A 19,762-nucleotide genomic window follows, 5' to 3' on the forward strand; every position below is an offset into this window, starting at 1 on the left:
GTTTATCCTCACGCCGGAAAACCGGATTTTCGGGTACGGAAGAAGATTTTTGTGATTATGTGAGCCGATGTGTAGCAGTTCGGTTGCGTGATTGTTAAAACATTAACCTTTCAATTCCCTTTCAATGCGGCAGAAACTTTACAGGATGTGATATGCGTCTCTTATTAGCGGAAGATAACCGTGAGTTAGCTCACTGGCTGGAGAAAGCGCTGGTGCAAAACGGTTTTGCCGTTGACTGCGTTTTTGATGGCCTGGCGGCCGTTCACCTTTTACATAGTGAAACGTACGCGCTGGCGGTGCTGGATATCAATATGCCGGGGCTGGACGGCCTCGAAGTCGTTCAGCGCCTGCGTAAACGCGGACAGACGCTTCCCGTTCTGCTGCTTACGGCGCGCAGCGCGGTGGCCGATCGGGTGAAGGGACTGAACGTCGGGGCCGATGATTATCTGGCAAAGCCGTTTGAAATCGAGGAGCTGGATGCCCGGCTGCGGGCCTTGCTACGGCGCAGCGCGGGGCAGGTACAAGGCATCCAGCAACTGGGGGAACTGGCGTTTCACGATGAAGGCTATTTTCTCTTGCAGGGGCAGCCGTTGGCGCTCACGCCGCGCGAACAGGCGCTGTTGACGGTGCTGATGTACCGTCGGTTGCGACCGGTTTCACGCCAGCAGTTGTTTGAGCAGGTCTTCAGCCTGAGTGATGAGGTCAGTCCTGAAAGCATTGAGCTGTATATCCATCGTTTGCGCAAAAAGCTACAGGGAAGTGATGTGCGCATCGCCACGTTGCGTGGTCTGGGCTATGTGCTGGAGCGTAGCGATGAAGTGGGTTAAACCCCAATCGTTATACCTGCAACTGCTGATGTTTTTGGGCCTGCCGCTAATGTTGCTGTGGGGCCTGTCAGCATTTAACAGCTATGTCAGTGCGCTACAGGCGGCGACCCAGGCGTATGACCGCACGCTGCTTTCATCCGCCAGGACCGTCTCCGAGCGGCTGGTGGTGCGCAATAAACAGTTAGAAGTGAATGTGCCATGGGTGGTGCTGGACAGCTTTGAATTGAATATGAACGACCGACTGTATTACAAAGTGGTTGATCCGGCGGGGAAGGTTATCTCTGGTTATGACGATTTACCGGCGATGCCGCCTGCTACCTCGCGCACGCGGCTTTATCCGGCGCTGGCATGGTTTTATCACACTGAATATCGCGGTGAGGCAATCCGTGTGGCGCGTCTGCTGCAGCCTGTCAACGAAGGTGGCATTGTTGGCATGGCGGAGATTTATGTTGCCGAAACGCTTCAATCGCGGCGTTATCTGGCGCGACAGCTGTTGTTTTCCTCGTGGGTTTCGCAAGGGCTGTTGGTACTACTGACTCTGGTGCTGGTTGGCTGGCTGCTGCGCCGGGTGCTGCGCCCGATGCGCCAGCTGTCATCGCTGATGGTGCGTCGTGAGCCAGGTCTGCTGACGCCGCTGCCGGAGTTGCTGCCGTGGTCGGAAACCCGTCTGCTGATTGTGGCGTTTAACCGCTATCTGGACCGACTTCGCGGTCTGATCTCTCGCCAGGAGCGCTTCAGCGCGGATGCTTCCCATCAGCTTAAAACACCGCTGGCGGTACTGAAAACTCAGGCATCGGTGGCCCTCGCCAGTCAGCAGCCGCAGCAGTGGTACGAGAGTCTGCAAGCCATGAGTACCACGCTGGATAACACCATTCAGCTGACAGAGAGGCTGTTGCAGTTGTCTGCGGTGAAGCGCAAAGAGCAAGGGGAAAGGCATTTCTCGCCGGTTAATCTGTATGAGGTGGTGCAAACCAGCTGTTTTACCCGACTGGCGCAAGCGCGTAGTAAAGGGATCGATCTGGGCTATGAAGGGGATCAGGACGCGGTGTGGGTTGAGGGAGATGAAGTGCTGCTCGGCGAACTGTGTGGGAATCTGCTGGATAACGCACTGAAATACACGCCGACGCAGGGGATGGTGACCGCCCGGCTGCAACGAGAAGGAAAGGCCGTGGTGCTGGTAGTCGAAGATAGCGGGCCAGGCATTGATGAACAAATGGTGCATCAGGCGCTGCTCCCGTTTCATCGTCTGGATAACGTCGGCAATATTCCTGGGGCAGGAATCGGTCTGGCGCTGGTCAACGACATTGCTCGCCTGCATCGTACGCACCCACAGCTATCCCGGAGTGAAGCATTAGGCGGGTTAAGCGTACGGATGCGGTTTTTATGTCTGGAGCGAGAAGGGCAGGACGATCGGTGTCGTCCTGCGCCCGTTATTTAAAGGTCACTGTCGCATTGACCGGGATACTAAATGCGCCTGGTTGAGGAGGGTTCTTCAGCCAGAACAGGGTCGCCATGAACTCTTTGCGCCGACTGTCGCTCTGGTTGTTAAACGTGCCGCTGGTAAAATCGATGCGGTTGCCGCTGATAATATCCCCGGCGCCGGGCCGTGCAGCATCCTGAAGCGTAACGCCGATATCCGGCGTACCCTGACCGGTAAAAACCGTGCCGCTGTTGTGCGTGGTGCCGGTAAAGGTTATCGCGTAATTGATGCCGCGACATTCATGCTTCCCGGCAGCTTCTGCAGCGATAACGGCAAACTGTTTGCTGTGGCTGTTATCCTTGCCCGCTTTGGCTTCGGTAATGCTGATCCTGCCAAACTCGACGGTATCCGTTCCTTTGTCTGAGGCAATAGAGACGATCGGTTCGCAGTTGATATAACTGATGTTATTCAGGCCAGTCAACGCGGGACCAAAATTTTTTGCCGGTCGACTGGTGGAACAGTTTGTACCGCAAGCGTTAATTCCGCCGATACCATCGACGACGAAAACTTTGTTGATGGTACGACCGGCCAGCGCGGGTAAAGGATCAGGTAGTTTTCCGGTAGCAACCAGACTGAGATTAAAGGTAAAAGAGAAAGTTTGCGAAAGTGCCGGGCAGGAACGGGTATTTCCGTTGTTACAGTGGTTATTTGAACCTGTGCGGGGCAGCGTTGCCTGATATTGCGTGGTGACGGCCTGCGCGCTCTGATCGTAAGAACGACCATCGATGCTCACCACCAGTTTCATATTGGTTCCCTGCAAAAAATGCGCAAACTCATGGTCGGGATCGATGTAGATTCTGGCCGCTTCGCCCTGGGGCATATGGTCCGTGTCGCTGCAGGTGACGCTAACGGTCTGTGAATTGGACACCCAGACGGTGTCTCCGGCGGCGGTGCTGTGGCTAATTTTAATCGGATCAACGTGTACAGAGACGCTGTTTGCTGTACAGGTAACCGCATAGCTTGTACTACTGAAGATCGGCAAACAAAACAGCACCACGAGTTTAACTATTTTTAACGGATTCATTGATTGCACCTTACGAACCGACGCACTGGGCAGTAATTTGTGTATATCCGATTTTCTTCACCGGCTGGTGATGGTTATCCGGCATTTGAATAAAGCAGTGTTCATTGGTATGTGAGCCCCAGCGCACTTCCAGGCGCGAATTATCTTCCACGCCGCTGGCATACAGAGCGCCATGCAAACCGACCAGGCCGTGATTGCGGCCTTTGGCATCCCGAACGATCGCACCAACCGGTGGGGCTATGTTGCCGGGTATGACTGCATTCACCAGATAGTTGCGCCCGCTGAAGGTTTCAAACACGACTTTGCCGATGGCTTTCTCTGTCGGGACAATTTTTTTCTGTGCCTGGGGAATATCCAGACCGGCGCCAATATCGGCGGTATTCAGACTCACCACGTTGTAATGCCAGGCATCTGCCGCAGTCAGGACCGCATAGCCGTTACCGTCTATCGCCACGCCGTTTTGTTGCTGGATATGGACGCCGTCGGCATTTTGAGCCTCGACCAACACCATGGTGTCACCCGGAGAGTGCATAAGCGTAACGCCGCCTGCGTGCAGCATCGCCCCGCCTCTGATGCCCATATTCATATTCTGGTAGTTGCGCCCGGCGCTATAGCCTCCCTGAACGTTCATCTTGTCGCCTTGCCAGGCGGCGTTAACGCCGGCAGCGGAATCCTGTCGATCGGTGGTACTGCCTTGAACGCCCCAGCTCAGACGATCGTCAAATGCGGTGTTGCTGTAGCTGGTGGAGTAGCTGTCGCCATTCTGCTGGCTATGCATCACGTTGGCAGAGACAAAGCCGTGGCTGTCCATGAAATCAAATGGGATGGATAACGTCAGGTTGATACTGCGGTCCTGGTAGTCGTGCTGGTTGCGGGTGTCCTGCACGTATACGCTCCAGTTGATTTTCCCCAGCGTATCGTTGTAACCCAGCTGTATCGTGCGGTCGTGACTCCCGTTGTGCCAGTAGTTTTGCTGGCTGGCGCTGACGTAAAGCGAGGCGTTATCCCACAAACGCTGATTAACAGAAACCTCAAAACGTTGGCGGCGATTATTGTAGTTACTGGTGTAGTAATGCTTTTTGTTGTGCTGCTCGCCAGGGTAACGCAGCTGCTGATTGGGGTCGTCATAGGCGATGTCGTAATAACCCGAGGACCAGCTGTTATGCTCGTTAATGGTGTCGCTAAAGCTGTAATAGCCGGATGTATTGTAGCGGTAGCCAACCAGACGAAAATCCGTGCCGTACTGGTTCAGCGATTTAGAATACAGGAAACGGTAACTTTGCCCCGTGGACGCTTCTCCGCTGGCAAGCTGTGCTCGGGCGGTGGTGATATCAAAGGAGATCGCGCCGAACTGATGCAGATCCTGAGCGACCCCAGTGGCAATCGCGTTGTAACTTTCCGCCGTCAGTAAACCGCCGTACAGCGTGGTTCCAGAGCTGAGGCCATAGCTCAACGTTCCCTGGACAAAACGGGGCCGCCAGCCGCCACTGTAACCGTCACGGTATTCCCCGGCCGTAAACTGAAAACGGCTGTTACCTGCGCGCAGCATGTTCGGTACCGCCGAATAAGGCACGCTGAAATTGCGACGGCTGCCATCGGCTTCAATAACGCTAACATCCAGATCGCCACTCTGGTTGCTGGGGTTAATATCGTCGATGTCAAACGCGCCCGGCGCGACGTTTTTACTGTAGATCAGGTAGCCATTTTGCCGGATTTCGATTGTGGCATTGCTGTTGGCGACGCCGCGAACGACCGGGGCAAAATCGCGTTGGCTATCAGGCAACATATTTTCATCGCTGGTGAGCTGCGCCCCGGTAAACTGGATGCTGTCGAACACATTGTCATCCGTGTAGGTTTGCCCGATGCGCAAGCGGCTACGTAGCGCAACAATATTGCGCTCCACCCACGTAGAAACCGCCTGCCACTGGCGGCCTGAACCGCTGGCGTAGCTGAACGTGGACTGGTTACGGAAATGCCATCCCGCCAGGTTGATGCCGTTGGCAAAACTGGCAAAAACGGAGTCATGATCCTGACCCTGTTCGGCCAGGCGGGTGGTATTGACGTTGTAGCCGACAAAAGCGGCATTAACCCCATCGTCATAGGCAGACTCCGGGACTGCATCGTGTGCGGTCGAGAGCAGAAAAGCTTCCGGCACTGAAATATCAATACGCTGGTAGTTTGCATCTGCCGTCAGGCGGCTGTTTGCTATCAGCGCTGTGAGCTCAACGCAGGTATCGCTGCGGTCATCCGGGATTTTAATCCCGTATCTGCGCAGATCGTCAGCGCTTAGGCAGGGTTGTGGCTTGCCTTCTGGCTGACGTCTTTTGAAGGCAACATTGCGCGTCTCAACGAAGCTATGATCAATATAAATATCGTATTCAAACGTCCCTTCGCTAAGCCCATCATTACGGGCGATTTGCACCACGGAGGTAATATTTTGCGCACCGTGCACAAAACGGGTATTAAATTGTGGCGCACTGTTGGCGTAAGCAGGCATACACAGGACCAACGTTGACAGCGTAAAGACCTTTTCCTTAAACCGTTGCGGTTGCTTATTTTTTATCATCATTGCAACCCCTGACTTAATAACACGATATCGGGACGTTATTGACCGCGTTAGTGCCGCCGTAATCATCTACCCAGTTAAAATCGATGTGGCTAACTTTTTGCTGCGACAGCGTAAACGTGCGTTCGCCATGAGGATTCACCATATCGGCATCAACGTTTTGGCCGTTAATATGCAATTGCGTCAGAGAAATATGTAACGGTGTCGGATTAACGGCACGCAGAGTATTTCCGTGACATTGCCACTGTAATTTCTCGACCGCTTCAGGTAGCGTCATATTCAACCCCGTAGGGCGATAAAAGAGTTTGATGCGAATTCGTTGCGCCAGTTGTAAGGTATTTTCCTCGTTTTCAATGGTGGGGATTTCCTGCACGTTAATCCACAATACCGATTCAACATCATGGGGAAGCCCGTTGCCCTGGTAAATAGCCCGTAGCACGGCGGATTTATGGCCGTCGAGTTTCAGGATCGGCGGGGTAATTATCATTGGCAGATTGGCCGGCGTCTCATCTGGATTACCCTTATCCAGCCATGTCTGTACCATATATGGCTTGTCTGTATTATTGTTGACGTCAAACATCGCTGCTTTATCGTTCTCATTATAAATAACGCGTGTTTGACCCAAATTAATCGCGCTGTGTGCGGTGCTAACCACGCATAGCAACAGATAAAAGAAGACTTTATTCATCAGGTGCACTTTCCAGATTCAGGGAACAGTGCCATCCATAGCAATCAACGTCTGTTATTTATAAATGACGGTGTAATTCATATCCGCAGTAATTGTGCCTGCCGCAGGCAGCGTTGCGCCTATTTGCTGATATTTGGCGACCAAATCAATATGTGCATCGCCGTTTTGGTCCGGTGTCAATGACACTTCATTCTGACCCGCGGAGAAATCGAGGGCGCTACCGGCATGATCCACTTCGATGCCGACATCGGTGGCAGCAACTGTTGTACGAAACGCTTCCAGAAGTTTTGTGTTACTGCCAGGGGTTTTATCAGTAAATACCACCACATAGCCGCTTCCTCCTGTAGCCCCACTGCAGTTGGTGAATTGCAACGTAAACTGAGTATCGCCGGTGGTAGAGCCTGCGCCGCCAAATAACTGGTTGGTGACTTGCGGTAATACGACGTTTGTATTTGTTGGATTGGCGGTGTTCACTACGCAGGTGCTGGCAACAATTTCACCGGTAAAATGGACCGTCGCGGTGGCTTTAGAACCTGCTCCCGCGGTGGTGGCGTAATTAGTACTTCCTGCCGCGCCAACATTAGCCGCAAACAAAGCAACCAGCGCGGTGCAGGTGAGTGTAATTTTCTTCATCATAACTCCGTTAAATTTATTATTTACCCAGAAGAGTACTTGTCAGAGGCGCAGATTCAGCCGGAGTACATCAATGTCAAAAAATGATGCAGGACTTCATTTAAAAGAAACGATTAACGTTTGTAAATTGCTCAACAAGTCATCCGCTGCGGATATTATTTATTTACGAAAAATAAGTAAACATAATTTTTATGTGTGATGAAAGGGTGTTTCAGTAATCTTTTCAGGTTTTTTAACACGGTGTATACATGATTATAAATAACGTATGGGATTATCGTTGTGGTACATTTAACAAAATGTCAATGTTGTCATTTATTCTTTTTGGGTGTTTTGAATGAGCGGGTTGATCTGTGTTGAAATTACTGTTGTTAGATGTATAAGTTCGCAGAATGTTGATATTAGCGAGATGTGATATTCATTTTGGGGTTGAACAGTTACAGTGTGTTTTTTATACCTGTAAAGTCATGTTGGTCATCTTCAGTCATCGGAGTTGCTACAATTATTTAAACTAAATTTTTTGTGCTGAATTTGATTGTTCTTCATTTTTGTACATCAGAATGACGATAATTCTAAGATCCAATCAGTAAGCATCACGCTCACAATAAGCTTGCTAATCATTTTCTTGTTAATATATTCCCGTGTTATTTTTCTAAAGGATATTATATACGCTTATATATGCTACGGATTTCTCGTTGTGGGAAGGCGGCAAGTGAGAGGCTCCCGATGAGCCTACCCCAGTAAGTGACCCGGGTATTCATCATACAATTGCACTTGCTATTAGTTCATGAACTGTTATCTGTCAATGCGATTTTTGTTGCAGGTAATTATATTTTCTAATGTGGAAAATAAATCGAGCTTGATTTTAATAGTCAATAAAATCATATTGATGCTGATATCTTGTGAGGTGCCTGTCACAACTTATCATCTTTCTTTTTACATTTGCTGACAATCTACCCTTGTGTTTTTTAAGCTTGTGATATAATTAACTTCATGAAATAAGAAAAAAACAATTAAAGATCAATCGATAATAGGTTGAGATATGCTTAAAAATTCGCTAAAGATTAGCAGTCAAGGATATCCGGTCTTTTTAAAACTGGTCGATTTCATTGTTATCAATGTGGTGTTAATTTTTAGCGCCCATCTGCTGGGTTTGGTGCCCTTTAACACCATTGCGATTTTGAGTCTTCTCTTCTCGATCTTTTTCTTACTGTTTGCTGAATACATTAAAATGTACCAGCAAAAGATTAAGACGATCGGTTTGCGTAATCAAAAACGCTTGGTTTTTTGTACGCTGCTGGCGATTTTTTTTAACGAACTGGTCAGTATGACGGTGGCTGAGCCTGAATCACTCGGCTACTTAGACAGACTGCCTTCACCGTTTTATTCAGCCATTATTTACTGGTACTTCATTCCATTACCTTTTCTATACTATATCCGCTTTTTTCTTTTCAAATACACCGCCAGGAAAAATATTCGCGTTGCTGTGATTGGGCTTACTGAGAACGGTCTGGCGGCGGAAAACGCATTGACCACTGAATATGCCAATATCAAATTAGACCTGGCATTTTATGATGAGCGCAGTCCATCCCGTTGCGGCGATGTGGTGGAGAAAATAAAAAGTCCCTTTCGCGGCTCGGTGAGCAATTTAGTTGAGGAAGCCAGGCAGGGAAATATAGACGAAATCTACATCGCTTTACCGATGGTTGCTTTACACCGAATTCGTCATTTTTTAGCGATGATGTCTGACACCACCGTAGATACCTATATTGTCCCTGACTTTTATACCTATAGTAACAACATGTCCAAGTTACGCTCCATCCACAACCTGCAAACTATCGGTATCTTCAGTTCACCGTTTGAAGGGGCGGGGTCGTTTATTAAGCGGGCGGAAGATCTGGTTCTTGGCAGCATCATTATGGTGATGATTTCCTCCCTGATGCTGGCTATTGCCATTGGTATCAAACTCACGTCCCGCGGGCCGGTGTTTTTCAAACAGGACCGCTATGGTCTTAGCGGGCAAAAAATTAAGGTCTGGAAGTTTCGTTCTATGTGCGTCATGGAGAATTCCGATACGGTTATTCAGGCCACGAAAAACGATCCGCGGGTAACCAAATTCGGGAGCTTTTTACGCCGCACTTCGCTGGATGAACTTCCGCAATTTATTAACGTTTTGCAGGGAAGTATGTCGATTGTCGGTCCCAGACCTCATGCGGTTACGCATAATGAGCAGTACCGCAAACAGGTTGAAAATTACATGATCCGCCATAAAGTTAAGCCTGGGATCACTGGGCTTGCGCAGATCAACGGGTTCCGTGGGGAAATTGATGCGCTTTATAAGATGGAAAAACGGGTTCAGTACGATATTGAGTACATTCAAAACTGGTCGTTATGGCTGGATTTAAAAATTATTATTAAAACTATTTTCAAAGGATTTGTCGGTAAGAATGCATACTAAATTGATAGTGATTACCGGAATCGTGATATCGCAGTCCGCATGGGCTGATTTAACACCGAAATCACACATTGGCTTTGCGGGGATAGACTTCCAGGGCAAGGTTGCTGTGGACTACGGTTATAATGATAACGTCTCTTATCAGCCACATAGCAACGATGCTATCGGTTCCTCATTTCAGAGTGCAGCGCCAGTGCTGAGTATGAGTGGAGAGCGTGGTCAGGATAAGTATTTGCTGATGTACTCCGGGGATTACCGTAACTACTCAAGCGATTCTGCTGATAACTACAACGATCATTTTTAATGAGATGGTCACTCCCTCCTTCCCGGTACTATGCTGAGGACAGGCTTTCATTCGGAGAACTATCATGGAAAACATTGCGCTCATTGGTATCGATCTGGGTAAAAACTCTTTCCATATTCATTGCCAGGATCGTCGCGGGAAGGCTGTTTACCGTAAAAAATTTACCCGGCCAAAGTTGATCGAATTTTTGGCGACATGCCCCGCTACAACCATCGCAATGGAAGCCTGTGGCGGTTCTCACTTTATGGCACGCAAGTTGGAAGAGTTGGGGCATTCCCCAAAGCTGATATCACCACAATTTGTCCGCCCGTTCGTTAAAAGCAATAAAAACGACTTTGTCGACGCCGAAGCTATTTGTGAAGCTGCATCGCGTCCGTCTATGCGTTTTGTGCAGCCCAGAACGGAATCTCAGCAGGCAATGCGGGCTCTGCATCGTGTCCGTGAATCCCTGGTTCAGGATAAGGTAAAAACAACCAATCAAATGCATGCTTTTCTGCTGGAATTTGGCATTAGCGTTCCCCGAGGAGCTGCCGTTATTAGCCGACTGAGTACCATTCTTGAGGATAATAGTTTGCCTCTTTACCTCAGCCAGTTATTGCTGAAATTACAACAGCATTATCACTATCTTGTTGAGCAGATTAAAGATTTGGAATCCCAGTTGAAACGAAAGTTGGACGAAGATGAGGTTGGACAGCGCTTGCTGAGCATTCCCTGCGTCGGAACACTGACAGCGAGTACTATTTCAACTGAGATTGGCGACGGGAAGCAGTACGCCAGCAGCCGTGACTTTGCGGCGGCAACAGGGCTTGTACCTCGGCAGTACAGCACGGGAGGTAGGACGACATTGCTGGGAATTAGTAAGCGAGGTAATAAAAAGATCCGAACTTTGTTGGTTCAATGTGCCAGGGTATTCATACAAAAACTGGAACACCAGTCTGGCAAATTGGCCGATTGGGTCAGGGATTTACTGTGCCGGAAAAGCAACTTTGTCGTCACTTGTGCTCTGGCAAACAAGCTGGCCAGAATAGCCTGGGCCCTAACGGCACGACAGCAAACTTATGTAGCATAACGGCAGAAATACACCGGTTTAAAGAATTACTGATCTGGTTTTGCGAATACTGATATTGATGATACTAACGGCCCACCGGCCTGTTGAGGAACCTGTAAAACGGAAAGGCTCATTGAAGCCGTATATTTTCTGGAGGTTCATCAGGCGCGGAACTCATCAAGGCGCGGGAATAAAATCCCATTCAGACGCCGGATAGATTCAAGCAAGCCAACTTGTCGTCAAAATCGGTGTTGCAAAAACGGGAGTGACCATAGATTCCGTTTTAACGGTGCCTGGCGTTATGGGCACAAGCATGGTTTAACCCTTAATCTGGAGGATTCGCTTGGGCATGAATCCCGTGGTCGTGACATCACCGAGGGTTTTCTACCGAGTCAATTTGAGCAATATGGGATTAAATCCCCGCTGACGACAAATTTTATCAATAGTGAATTGCGCTACAGCTACGGTGCGCCTGATGGTCGCGGCAAAGCGGAACTGGCGTTGTTATACAAAAAACTGACTTTCGGTAACACTTCTGATGTTCGGGACAGCAGTGAAGACTTCTACAATTATATTCAGGAACAGGAATGGCATGAAAATAGCCTGATAGCGGAAGTTTTTGACCAATACTCATCCAGAACGCGCTTTCGCTATAGTTTTATTACTAACCAGCGTCGCTATGATAACAACTCAGAAAAAGACACGAATGAGTACTATTTGCTGTATGGCCTGAAGTCGCAGTTGACGGGGAAAACCAATGTCGACATGAATATTTCATGGCTGTATAAAACATTTGAAAACAACGCAAACTCGCATGATTTTAATGGTCTAAACTGGGACATAAAAGCGGAGTGGAAGCCATTACAACAATCTGTTTTCACGGCTCACTCTGCGCAAAGCATTAAAGACCCATCGGAAGTTGGTGGATATATTTTAGTGACCCAGTATGGTCTTTCTTACCAGCATTTCTGGTTAGGCACTCGTTTTTCTACTTTATTGGACTACTCATTCACTTCGGAAGACTATAAAAAACAGAACAAGGATCGACATGATAAAGATGGTGTGTTTAGCGTAACCATGAGCTATGACTATACGCCGTCGGTTAATTTTGAGATTAAATATCAGATAGATACATTAAATTCGAATAGGGATACTGACTCGTTTTATATCGGTCCCAACGACAATCAGGAAGTCATTAGAACGTTGGGTTATGATAATTCTATGATTATGCTTAAAGCTAAGGTTCAGATCTAAAATGAAAATAATAGAACTGTGCGCGGTTTTGCTTTTCAGTATCCTGTTGGTCGGATGCACAACGTCCAGCCCGCGATTAATGGACGATCCTGCTACTGTTCAGCAGGATTACCGACTTGGGGCGGGGGATACGGTCAATATCGCTGTTCATGGTCAACCCGATATGACGATGCGGTTTATTTTGGATAAGAGTGGGGAAATTAATTTCCCGTTTGTTGGTGCTCTTAAATTACAAGATAAAACCGTTGATCAAGTGACAAAAGAATTAACTCAACGCCTGACCGGAGATTATTTTACCACTCCGATGGTGACGGTGAGCATTGCCGAGTTCCGCAAATACTATGTTTCAGGCGAGGTGAAAAGTCCAAATGGCTTCGCCTATGAGCCAGGGCTTACCGTCGAGAAGTCTATTGCGCAGGCGGGTGGGTTTACAGACCGTGCGGACCGTCAAGATATCAACATTCGTCTGTCGGGTAGCAATCAGCTGCTTGAGAATGTCGATTTAACGCACTCTGTTCATCCAGGGGATGTCGTGATTATTGGCATGGGGTTCTTCTAACGATGAAACTATCTATAGTGGAAAACGGCAAAAAACGAGAAAGCAGTGTCGAATTCTCCCGCTTTGCCAAAGAGCTGAAAAAGAACGCCTGGAAAATCGCGCTGGCCGGTATCGTTGCTGGGGTCGTCGCCTATCCATTAATCAGCATGATGTCCTCAAAGTATGTTTCAACGGCGACGGTGCTGATTAAGGCGCAAGCTGATAACGTTTCTCCGTTTCCACAGGTTGATGGTTTCGATTCAACGCGTAGTGGTTACTACGAAACACAATATGCGTTGATGCATTCACGTATTGTGATGGAGAAAGCCATACGTGATATGAAGCTGGATGAAAACCCGGAGTTTACCGGGGAAAAAGCCGGTGCTCGGGGGGCTGATAGCAATGAAAGTCGGCAACTGAGAATGGAACAAGCGCTGAAAACGCTGGCGAAAAATCTGAATGTCATTGGTATTCGTACGACGAACCTGGCGTCTATTACCTATGAATCAACGTCCCCACAGGTTGCGGCTGACATTGCGAATGGCGTCGCGCAGGCTTTCATCAACTACACGGTGGAGCAGAAGCGTCTGAAAGTGGAGCAAGCTCGTGAACTGAATTTTGAAAAAATGGAAGAGATTCAGAAGTCGATAGCTAAGCAAAAAGACGAGATGGACAACTATCTGAAAAATGCCGGGCTGCTGACCTTCCGTGGAATCGATGGTTTTGAAACCGAGCAGCTAAGTATCGTAACCAATCGCCTGGCCGATGCAACTCAGCGTCGGGTTGCCGCTGAATCCGTCTATAACGAGGTGAACGGGGGAGGTAAGTCCATTGAGAGCGTTATCTCGCTGCCTTCGGTCTCTAATCATGCTCAGATCCAGGATTTGCGCATTGCGTTGATTCAGGCGCAACGAACGTTGTCCGAACAGCGTAAAGTCTACGGGCCAAAAAATCCCGCCATTTTAAAAGCAGAGGCCGATGTTCAGTCGATCCAAAACCAGACTGGACGAGTGTTGGGTGAGCTGAAAGTCGGTTTACGCCAGCAATATCTGGCGGCGCTGGCGGACGAAAAAAACTATCAACAGCAGGTGACTGAGCAGAAAGAGATCTTCCAGAAAATGGCGTCAAAAAGGGATGCCTGGAACAGTCAAAAGCTGTCGTTAGATAAAATGGAAGACCTGTATAAATCGCTTTATCAACGTACTCAAGAGCTGTCGCTGTCCGGTGTGAATGCTGATGCGGTGTTATACGACCCTGCGGTACCCGCGTTAAAACCGGCGAAACCGAATAAATCTTTGCTGTTGCTGATGGTGGTCATGCTGGTGGTGGTGTTCAGCATCATGTATTTCATTGTTAAAGCGGCAATGGATAACTCAATCGGTACCCTCAGTCGCATGAAAAAACGGCTCAATGTTGCTCCACTGGGTGAAATCCGTCGTTTTAGCGGAACCTCAGGGCGCGCGCAGGTGCGGGACATGATCATGAAGAACCCGCTGAATGCCGATATTGTGCACGGTATCCGTACCCGGATTATGCTGGATAATCGACCTTTACAGACGCTTGCCGTGGCGTCGACGGAGCACGGTGATGGGCGTTCTTTGTTGGCGAATCTGTTAGCTAACTCTTTTAGTTTCGACCAGAAAACACTGCTTATTGATGCGGATTTCTTTAACATTGACGGGCTCTCTTCTGAACTGGCGTCGGCAACATCCGCAGGTTTGGCGGAACTGTTGCGCGGGGAGGTTCAGCTTGAACAGGCGCGGATTACGCTCAGTGATCATCTCGATTTTATTCCGCACGGCAAGACAACCATCTCTTCTCTACTAATGCTGTCGTCGGGGCACGTTGAGCCCTTAATGCGCGAACTGAAATCGCACTATCAGCGCATTATTATTGATGTCGCTGCTGTGAATCAGAGTCAGGATGTTCAACTGATTAAACGCGCCGTTGATGGGGTGATTTTCATCGTGAAAGCCGGGACAGGGTCCGCCGGGCAAATCGCCAACGCGCTGGATAAGCTGGAAGAAAATAACGGCGTGGTAATTGGCGCGGTACTCAATGCGGTTGAAGAAAAAGATCTTGAGACGCAAGAAGGTCTGCGTTCACTGAACTTCAGTACCGATCAACTGATGACCACGCCAGGCCGCGTATGAGTCTACTGAAGAGCGCTTCCACGATAGCCGGTTCATCAGTCATCTCGCAGTTGATTGGTGCACTGTCTATTTGGTTGATTTCACACAAGTACGATATGGCTGAGGTGGGGCTTTATGCGCTCAACTACAGTATCGCCGTGGTGGGCGCTCAGGTATGTACCTTTGCATCACAGCTGTTAATTCCTAAACAGCAGGATGACGAACTGGTACAGAATGTTGTGTTTTGCCTGATCCAAAGCACGATCATTGCCTTACCTTACGCCGTGCTCACCGCGTGGCTGTTTCACCAGAACATCCTGTTTCTTTATTTGCTGACGCTGGCAACGGCGTGGGTTTTGATCTCGGAAAACCTGTCGCTACGCACGGCCAACTTTCGTTTTCTGATTTTCCAGCGTATTTCTGTTTCAGTGGTGGTATTACTTTCGGTTCTGGTTACGCATTATGTACAGCTGTTTTATTGGTCGTGGGCCTGCGCGACGATGGCGCTGACCATAAGCTGTATTTTGCATTCGTTTGATATTCGTTCGGTGGCAGCCAGACATCTGCGACCCGCCAGTAATTGGCATTTTTTCAAACAGAATATTCATCACATTACCAAAGTGGGCAGTGCGGAAGTGCTGGCGATGGCCAGCAGCAATTTGCCGATTATGCTGATTAACTTTTGGTTCTCGGCGCTGACGGCGGGTTATTTTTCCGTGGTTAGCCGCTTTTGCCTGGCACCGGTGGTGATCATCGGCAACGCGGTACGCAATACTATTTTTTCCAAGTGGTCTATCGACTTCAGAAATAATACCTTTAACTATCAGGAATATACCAAGGTACGTATGCTATTGCTGGTACTAGGGGTTATCTGTACCCTTGGGGTTTTTATTTTCTATCCGATTGTGATGCGCCTCGGTTTTAGCGAAGACTGGATTAACTCCATTGAGACGTCGCGCTACATGTTGCCCTATTTATTCCCTGCGCTGGCGATAAGCCCTCTGACGGTGATAGAACTTATTTTTGGTTCCCATCGCTATTTTCTGCGTATCCAACTGGAACAGCTGGCGATTGTACTATTCGCTTTTGTCGTGACGCCCTATTTTTATAAAGATTATGCAACGTCGGTCATCTTGTTTTCTTCACTGACATTTATTCGCTACGCCTTCATTTATCTGAAAATGAATAAGCGAGCCAATCTCCTGAAAGACAAGCCGGTGATAATATGACACTGAATACCGGATACTTTTTACAGGTTTATACTTTTGTCACGCTGATCCTGTGTGGCTTGGTGCAATACTTTACCGGTATGCAGTCAGTGCTGTGGATACCTTTTTTCCTCACCTTATTGATGGTGGGATTATTGGTGATGCAGACGCGTGATGGCTCGCTGCAACTGGATGCGCAGGAGACGATTGTTCTGGCGTTGTATTTCTCGTTCCTGGTACTGGCTGGGACATCGACGTTGATTCAGGGCGGGATCACCGTCGCGATTGTGGCATTTAAAAACGAAATTGCATTGTCGCTGGTGATGATCTGTTTGCTGCTAGGGTTTTGCAGGGAGTCGCAGATTTATCGTGTAACACGCTATCTGTACTGGGTTTTTTACGCGCAGATCCCGGTAATGATTTATCAGGTTTTACTGGTCGTTCCCCAGCGCGTCGCGGTGCGCGGCGAAGATGAGAAATGGGACTCCGTGGTTGGTACGTTTGGCGGTGACCCCATGGGGGGCGGGAATACTGCCGCAATGGGGCTGTTTTGCCTGTTAATTATGTTGTTAAAAGTCTCCGAATATAAGCATGGGCTCACCACGTTCAAATCCATGGCGCTGCATATTGTTCTCGGTATCGGGTTATGCATAATTGGTGAAGTGAAGTTTGTCATCCTGCTATCGCCAATATTCCTGGCGTGGGTGTGGCTCTCACCGAGCTACGTCAAAGACGTTAGTAAGGTTAATCTGAAGACGTTATTGGTTATTGTGGCGGGAATGCTGTTGCTCATTAGCCTGTCGATTGTGATCCTCGCGTACTATTATTCTACGGCGTTCGGTGGCGATCCATCGAAAAGCTCGTTAAGTATTTTTATCGACTCCTTAAGCTATATCTTTGATCCGAACTACATTATGTCTACCGGTGAATTAGGGCGCTTTACGACGTTCCTGTTCTGGTTGAAAAATAACGATCTGTGGGGGCTTTCAGGAACGTTATTTGGCTACGGACTCAACGCCACTAACAGTGGTAGTACGGTGTCTCCGGGATTTTTGAATATTATCTACAACTTAATTCTCGACTCGACTTCCCTGAGTATGCTGCTGTGGGAAGTGGGGGCGATTGGTACATTACTCTTTGTTAGCTTATTCATTTATATCCTGAAAGTTTGTCAGCCAAAGCCATTACTGAGACTTGAACAACTGGACCAGCAGGATCTCCAGTTGCTGAGTTTTGCACCGGCGTTTAACGCTTTTGCTATCAGTTGCTTAATTAGCTTACCTTACAGCCAGATACTGATGATTACACCGATGTTACAATTCCTGTTCTATTTATCACTAGGGGCAAGTTTAGTGATTCGTCGAACCGTCCTTCGCTGCGTAGGGTAATTGTATGGACCAAAAACCGTTTATTTCAGTGAGCATTAAAACACTCAATGAATCTAAATGTATTGAGAAGACGATTGACAGCATCCGTAAGCAGCTTATTGACTATCCACATAAAATCATTGTGGCAGATAGTCTCTCAACGGATAACACCCAACAGCTTGCGATCGATAAAGGGGTGACCGTAGTGTCCTTAACTGACCCTGGCGATCGCTGCTGTGGCGTCGGGCACCAGTTAGGTTATCTGTATAGTGAAGGGGAATATCTGTTGTTGATGGACGGCGACATGGAGCTGGAAGAAGGATTTGTGGATCAGGCCGTCGCCTTTTTGCAGGCTGAACCAGAATATGCAGGCGTTGCGGGAACCGTTGAAATGGATGATGCCGTTAACTATGAATTTAAGTCTCGTAAGCAACGCATTAATAAAATATATCCGCTCGGGGATAGTGACCATTTAGGCGGTGGTGGATTATATCGTCGCTCTGCGATTGAGAAAATTGGTTATCTGACTAACCGTAATTTGCACGCGTATGAAGAGGCTGAGCTGGGTCTGCGTTTAATCGAAGCGGGCTATAAACTGCGGCGTCTGGATATTCCTTACTTCAGCCATACGTCACATACGCTACCGACGTTTAAGATGCTGGCGCGACGCTGGACCAGCGGTTATTACCAGGCTCCGGGTGAGCTTTTGCGTTGTAGTTGGGGGAAACCCTGGTTTTCCCAGTCATTCAACATCGTGAAGAATGAGGCGGTATTTGCGCTCTACCTTATTCTCTTATTTGTGGCGCTGCTCACTTTTAATATCGACGTGTTTGCCGTTGCGCTTCTACCATTACTGGCATTTACCTTGTTGAAGATTGTGCAAAACCGCTCGTTAACAGATGGGCTGCAAAGCGTTATTAACTTAATCGTACGCTCAGCGGGGCTGATCAAAGGTATTTTTTATCCCGTACGCGATCCGTTGACTCCACCTAACAGTAAAATCATTCATGAATAACCGGGGCAGGCGCCATGAAAGTATTATTAGTTAACAAGTTTTTTTTCATTAAAGGCGGCGCGGAAACGGTTTATTTTCAAGAGCGCGATATGCTGAAACAGGCCGGAGTGCAGGTTATTGATTTATCTATGCATCATGATAATAATTTCCCCTCGGACTATGCGGATTATTTCGTCAGCAATGTGGACTACCACAAAGAGAGCAATCTGCTGGGCGGTATCAAAACGGCGGTTAACTTTATTCATAATTCGCAGGCCTGCAAAAAAATGCTGGCGCTATTAGAAAAAGAGCGTCCGGATATTGTCCACTTTCACAACATCTACCATCAGTTAACACCGGCGTTGATTAAAGTTGCGCGTAATTTTGGCTGCAAAACGGTGCTGACTGCGCATGACTATAAGATTGTGTGCCCCTCGTATTCCATGCTGCGCGACGGCAAAGTGTGCGATTCCTGTATTACCGGGACGGTTTTCAATGCCTTCAGGTATCGTTGCCAGGAAGGTTCAGCCTCAAAAAGCTTTCTGCTCTCCCTGGAGGCAACCTGGCAGTACATTGCACAAAACTATCAGGCGCTGGATGTGATTATTTCACCGAGTGTTTTTTTACGAGGTATCCTGCTGCGTACGCTGCCAAATTCGCGCATTGATGTCATCGTCAATGGCGTTGATGACAGTCGTCCCCAGGCCGAAGTGAGCGATGAGGGCTATATGCTGTACTTTGGCCGTCTGAGCCGTGAAAAGGGCGTGGCAACGTTGTTGGCAGCGCATAAAAAAATGCAGAACAGTGCGCCGCTGAAAGTTGTGGGGCACGGTCCGTTGCATGATGAATTAGCCGCCAAATACCCTGATGTTGAATTTTTAGGTTATGTGCAACAAGGAGAAGCCCTCGACAAGCTTATTAAGCATGCGCGAGCGGTGATCCTTCCTTCTGAATGCTATGAAAACTGTTCTATGGCGATATTGGAAGCGATGTCCTTAGGCAAGCCGGTTATTGGGTCGCGCATTGGCGGCATCCCGGAACAAATTCGTGACGGTATCGAAGGGATTTTATTCGAACCAGGCAATGCGCAGGAGTTGGCAAATGCGATGGACGTCCTGGCAGGCTCGCAAGAGAAGGCGCGGAATATGGGCTTACATGGCCGTGCGCGGTTGAGTGAAAAATATGCGCTGAGTAAACATATGGATACCTTACAGGCGCTGTATAAAGAACTGCTGAGCAGGCCATAG

The 19,762-nt window shown here is 48.4% G+C and carries 14 protein-coding genes and 2 pseudogenes; 12 read left to right on the forward strand and 4 right to left on the reverse strand.

All coding sequences use genetic code 11. The annotated features are described in order from the left end of the window. The first annotated feature begins 152 nt into the window (after positions 1–152). On the forward strand, positions 153–827 hold the full coding sequence (gene tctD / locus GFB57_RS10200; RefSeq protein WP_003037195.1) for a transcriptional regulator TctD: 675 nt from the start codon (positions 153–155) through the stop codon (positions 825–827). Continuing rightward, complete coding sequence (locus tag GFB57_RS10205; RefSeq protein ID WP_003037192.1) at positions 814–2,265, forward strand: sensor histidine kinase; 1,452 nt, start codon at positions 814–816, stop codon at positions 2,263–2,265. Before tctD ends, GFB57_RS10205 begins: the two co-directional genes overlap by 14 nt. Here GFB57_RS10205 and GFB57_RS10210 read toward each other — a convergent pair. From GFB57_RS10210 to GFB57_RS10225, 4 genes are read right to left on the reverse strand one after another with little or no spacing between them, the layout of a single operon-like run. Further along, on the reverse strand, positions 2,258–3,331 hold the full coding sequence (locus tag GFB57_RS10210) for a fimbrial protein (protein WP_003037190.1): 1,074 nt from the start codon (positions 3,329–3,331) through the stop codon (positions 2,258–2,260). The two genes, GFB57_RS10205 and GFB57_RS10210, sit on opposite strands and share 8 nt — an antisense overlap. Positions 3,332–3,341: 10 nt before the next feature. Then, positions 3,342–5,900: a fimbria/pilus outer membrane usher protein gene (locus tag GFB57_RS10215; protein WP_008321485.1), complete on the reverse strand. Its 2,559-nt coding sequence runs from the start codon at positions 5,898–5,900 to the stop codon at positions 3,342–3,344. Between the two features lie 13 nt (positions 5,901–5,913). After that, the gene (locus GFB57_RS10220; RefSeq protein ID WP_003037186.1) at positions 5,914–6,585 is read right to left on the reverse strand and encodes a molecular chaperone; all 672 of its coding nucleotides are present in this window, start codon (positions 6,583–6,585) and stop codon (positions 5,914–5,916) included. 54 nt (positions 6,586–6,639) lie between these two features. Beyond that, positions 6,640–7,218 (reverse strand): fimbrial protein, encoded by a 579-nt coding sequence (locus GFB57_RS10225; RefSeq protein ID WP_003037185.1) that lies wholly within the window; start codon positions 7,216–7,218, stop codon positions 6,640–6,642. Between the two features lie 1,039 nt (positions 7,219–8,257). On the opposite strand from GFB57_RS10225, the gene GFB57_RS10230 reads away from it, so the two are divergent. From GFB57_RS10230 to GFB57_RS10275, 10 genes and pseudogenes are all read left to right on the forward strand, one after another. Then, positions 8,258–9,673 carry an undecaprenyl-phosphate glucose phosphotransferase gene (locus GFB57_RS10230; protein WP_003037183.1) on the forward strand — a complete coding sequence of 472 codons (1,416 nt, stop codon included), beginning with the start codon at positions 8,258–8,260 and terminating at the stop codon, positions 9,671–9,673. Continuing rightward, positions 9,663–9,971: pseudogene (locus tag GFB57_RS10235) on the forward strand (capsular biosynthesis protein); the annotation flags it as partial. The gene GFB57_RS10230 and the pseudogene GFB57_RS10235, both read left to right, overlap by 11 nt. Before the next feature lie 67 nt (positions 9,972–10,038). Then, positions 10,039–11,043 carry an IS110-like element IS4321 family transposase gene (locus GFB57_RS10240; protein WP_000427623.1) on the forward strand — a complete coding sequence of 335 codons (1,005 nt, stop codon included), beginning with the start codon at positions 10,039–10,041 and terminating at the stop codon, positions 11,041–11,043. 243 nt (positions 11,044–11,286) lie between these two features. Beyond that, a pseudogene (locus GFB57_RS10245) lies at positions 11,287–12,276 on the forward strand (outer membrane beta-barrel protein); the annotation flags it as partial. A gap of 1 nt (position 12,277) precedes the next feature. Then, positions 12,278–12,835 (forward strand): polysaccharide biosynthesis/export family protein, encoded by a 558-nt coding sequence (locus GFB57_RS10250; protein WP_003037180.1) that lies wholly within the window; start codon positions 12,278–12,280, stop codon positions 12,833–12,835. A 2-nt stretch (positions 12,836–12,837) separates the two neighbouring features. Beyond that, a complete protein-coding gene (locus GFB57_RS10255; protein WP_003037178.1) occupies positions 12,838–14,967 on the forward strand; it encodes a tyrosine-protein kinase domain-containing protein in 2,130 nt (709 codons plus the stop codon). Beyond that, on the forward strand, positions 14,964–16,175 hold the full coding sequence (locus tag GFB57_RS10260) for an oligosaccharide flippase family protein (protein WP_003037176.1): 1,212 nt from the start codon (positions 14,964–14,966) through the stop codon (positions 16,173–16,175). The genes GFB57_RS10255 and GFB57_RS10260 overlap by 4 nt, the downstream gene beginning before the upstream one ends. Next, on the forward strand, positions 16,172–17,542 hold the full coding sequence (locus GFB57_RS10265; RefSeq protein ID WP_003037174.1) for a hypothetical protein: 1,371 nt from the start codon (positions 16,172–16,174) through the stop codon (positions 17,540–17,542). The genes GFB57_RS10260 and GFB57_RS10265 overlap by 4 nt, the downstream gene beginning before the upstream one ends. Positions 17,543–17,546: 4 nt before the next feature. Further along, on the forward strand, positions 17,547–18,536 hold the full coding sequence (locus tag GFB57_RS10270) for a glycosyltransferase (RefSeq protein ID WP_003037172.1): 990 nt from the start codon (positions 17,547–17,549) through the stop codon (positions 18,534–18,536). Between the two features lie 14 nt (positions 18,537–18,550). Next, positions 18,551–19,762, forward strand: a complete 1,212-nt coding sequence (locus tag GFB57_RS10275) for a glycosyltransferase family 4 protein (RefSeq protein ID WP_003037170.1) — start codon at positions 18,551–18,553, stop codon at positions 19,760–19,762.

The sequence above is a fragment of the Citrobacter sp. S39 genome, from assembly GCF_009495675.1.
GTDB classification, from domain to species: Bacteria; Pseudomonadota; Gammaproteobacteria; order Enterobacterales; family Enterobacteriaceae; genus Citrobacter; species Citrobacter freundii.

What these genes read in the sequence shown, in the direction of transcription:
- GFB57_RS10275 (WP_003037170.1), top strand. Translation starts at nt 18,551, where the DNA reads ATGAAAGTATTATTAGTTAACAAGTTTTTTTTCATTAAAGGCGGCGCG.
- GFB57_RS10215 (WP_008321485.1), bottom strand. Translation starts at nt 5,900, where the DNA reads ATGATGATAAAAAATAAGCAACCGCAACGGTTTAAGGAAAAGGTCTTT.
- GFB57_RS10260 (WP_003037176.1), top strand. Translation starts at nt 14,964, where the DNA reads ATGAGTCTACTGAAGAGCGCTTCCACGATAGCCGGTTCATCAGTCATC.
- GFB57_RS10225 (WP_003037185.1), bottom strand. Translation starts at nt 7,218, where the DNA reads ATGAAGAAAATTACACTCACCTGCACCGCGCTGGTTGCTTTGTTTGCG.
- tctD (WP_003037195.1), top strand. Translation starts at nt 153, where the DNA reads ATGCGTCTCTTATTAGCGGAAGATAACCGTGAGTTAGCTCACTGGCTG.
- GFB57_RS10250 (WP_003037180.1), top strand. Translation starts at nt 12,278, where the DNA reads ATGAAAATAATAGAACTGTGCGCGGTTTTGCTTTTCAGTATCCTGTTG.
- GFB57_RS10240 (WP_000427623.1), top strand. Translation starts at nt 10,039, where the DNA reads ATGGAAAACATTGCGCTCATTGGTATCGATCTGGGTAAAAACTCTTTC.
- GFB57_RS10220 (WP_003037186.1), bottom strand. Translation starts at nt 6,585, where the DNA reads ATGAATAAAGTCTTCTTTTATCTGTTGCTATGCGTGGTTAGCACCGCA.
- GFB57_RS10270 (WP_003037172.1), top strand. Translation starts at nt 17,547, where the DNA reads ATGGACCAAAAACCGTTTATTTCAGTGAGCATTAAAACACTCAATGAA.
- GFB57_RS10210 (WP_003037190.1), bottom strand. Translation starts at nt 3,331, where the DNA reads ATGAATCCGTTAAAAATAGTTAAACTCGTGGTGCTGTTTTGTTTGCCG.
- GFB57_RS10265 (WP_003037174.1), top strand. Translation starts at nt 16,172, where the DNA reads ATGACACTGAATACCGGATACTTTTTACAGGTTTATACTTTTGTCACG.
- GFB57_RS10205 (WP_003037192.1), top strand. Translation starts at nt 814, where the DNA reads ATGAAGTGGGTTAAACCCCAATCGTTATACCTGCAACTGCTGATGTTT.
- GFB57_RS10230 (WP_003037183.1), top strand. Translation starts at nt 8,258, where the DNA reads ATGCTTAAAAATTCGCTAAAGATTAGCAGTCAAGGATATCCGGTCTTT.
- GFB57_RS10255 (WP_003037178.1), top strand. Translation starts at nt 12,838, where the DNA reads ATGAAACTATCTATAGTGGAAAACGGCAAAAAACGAGAAAGCAGTGTC.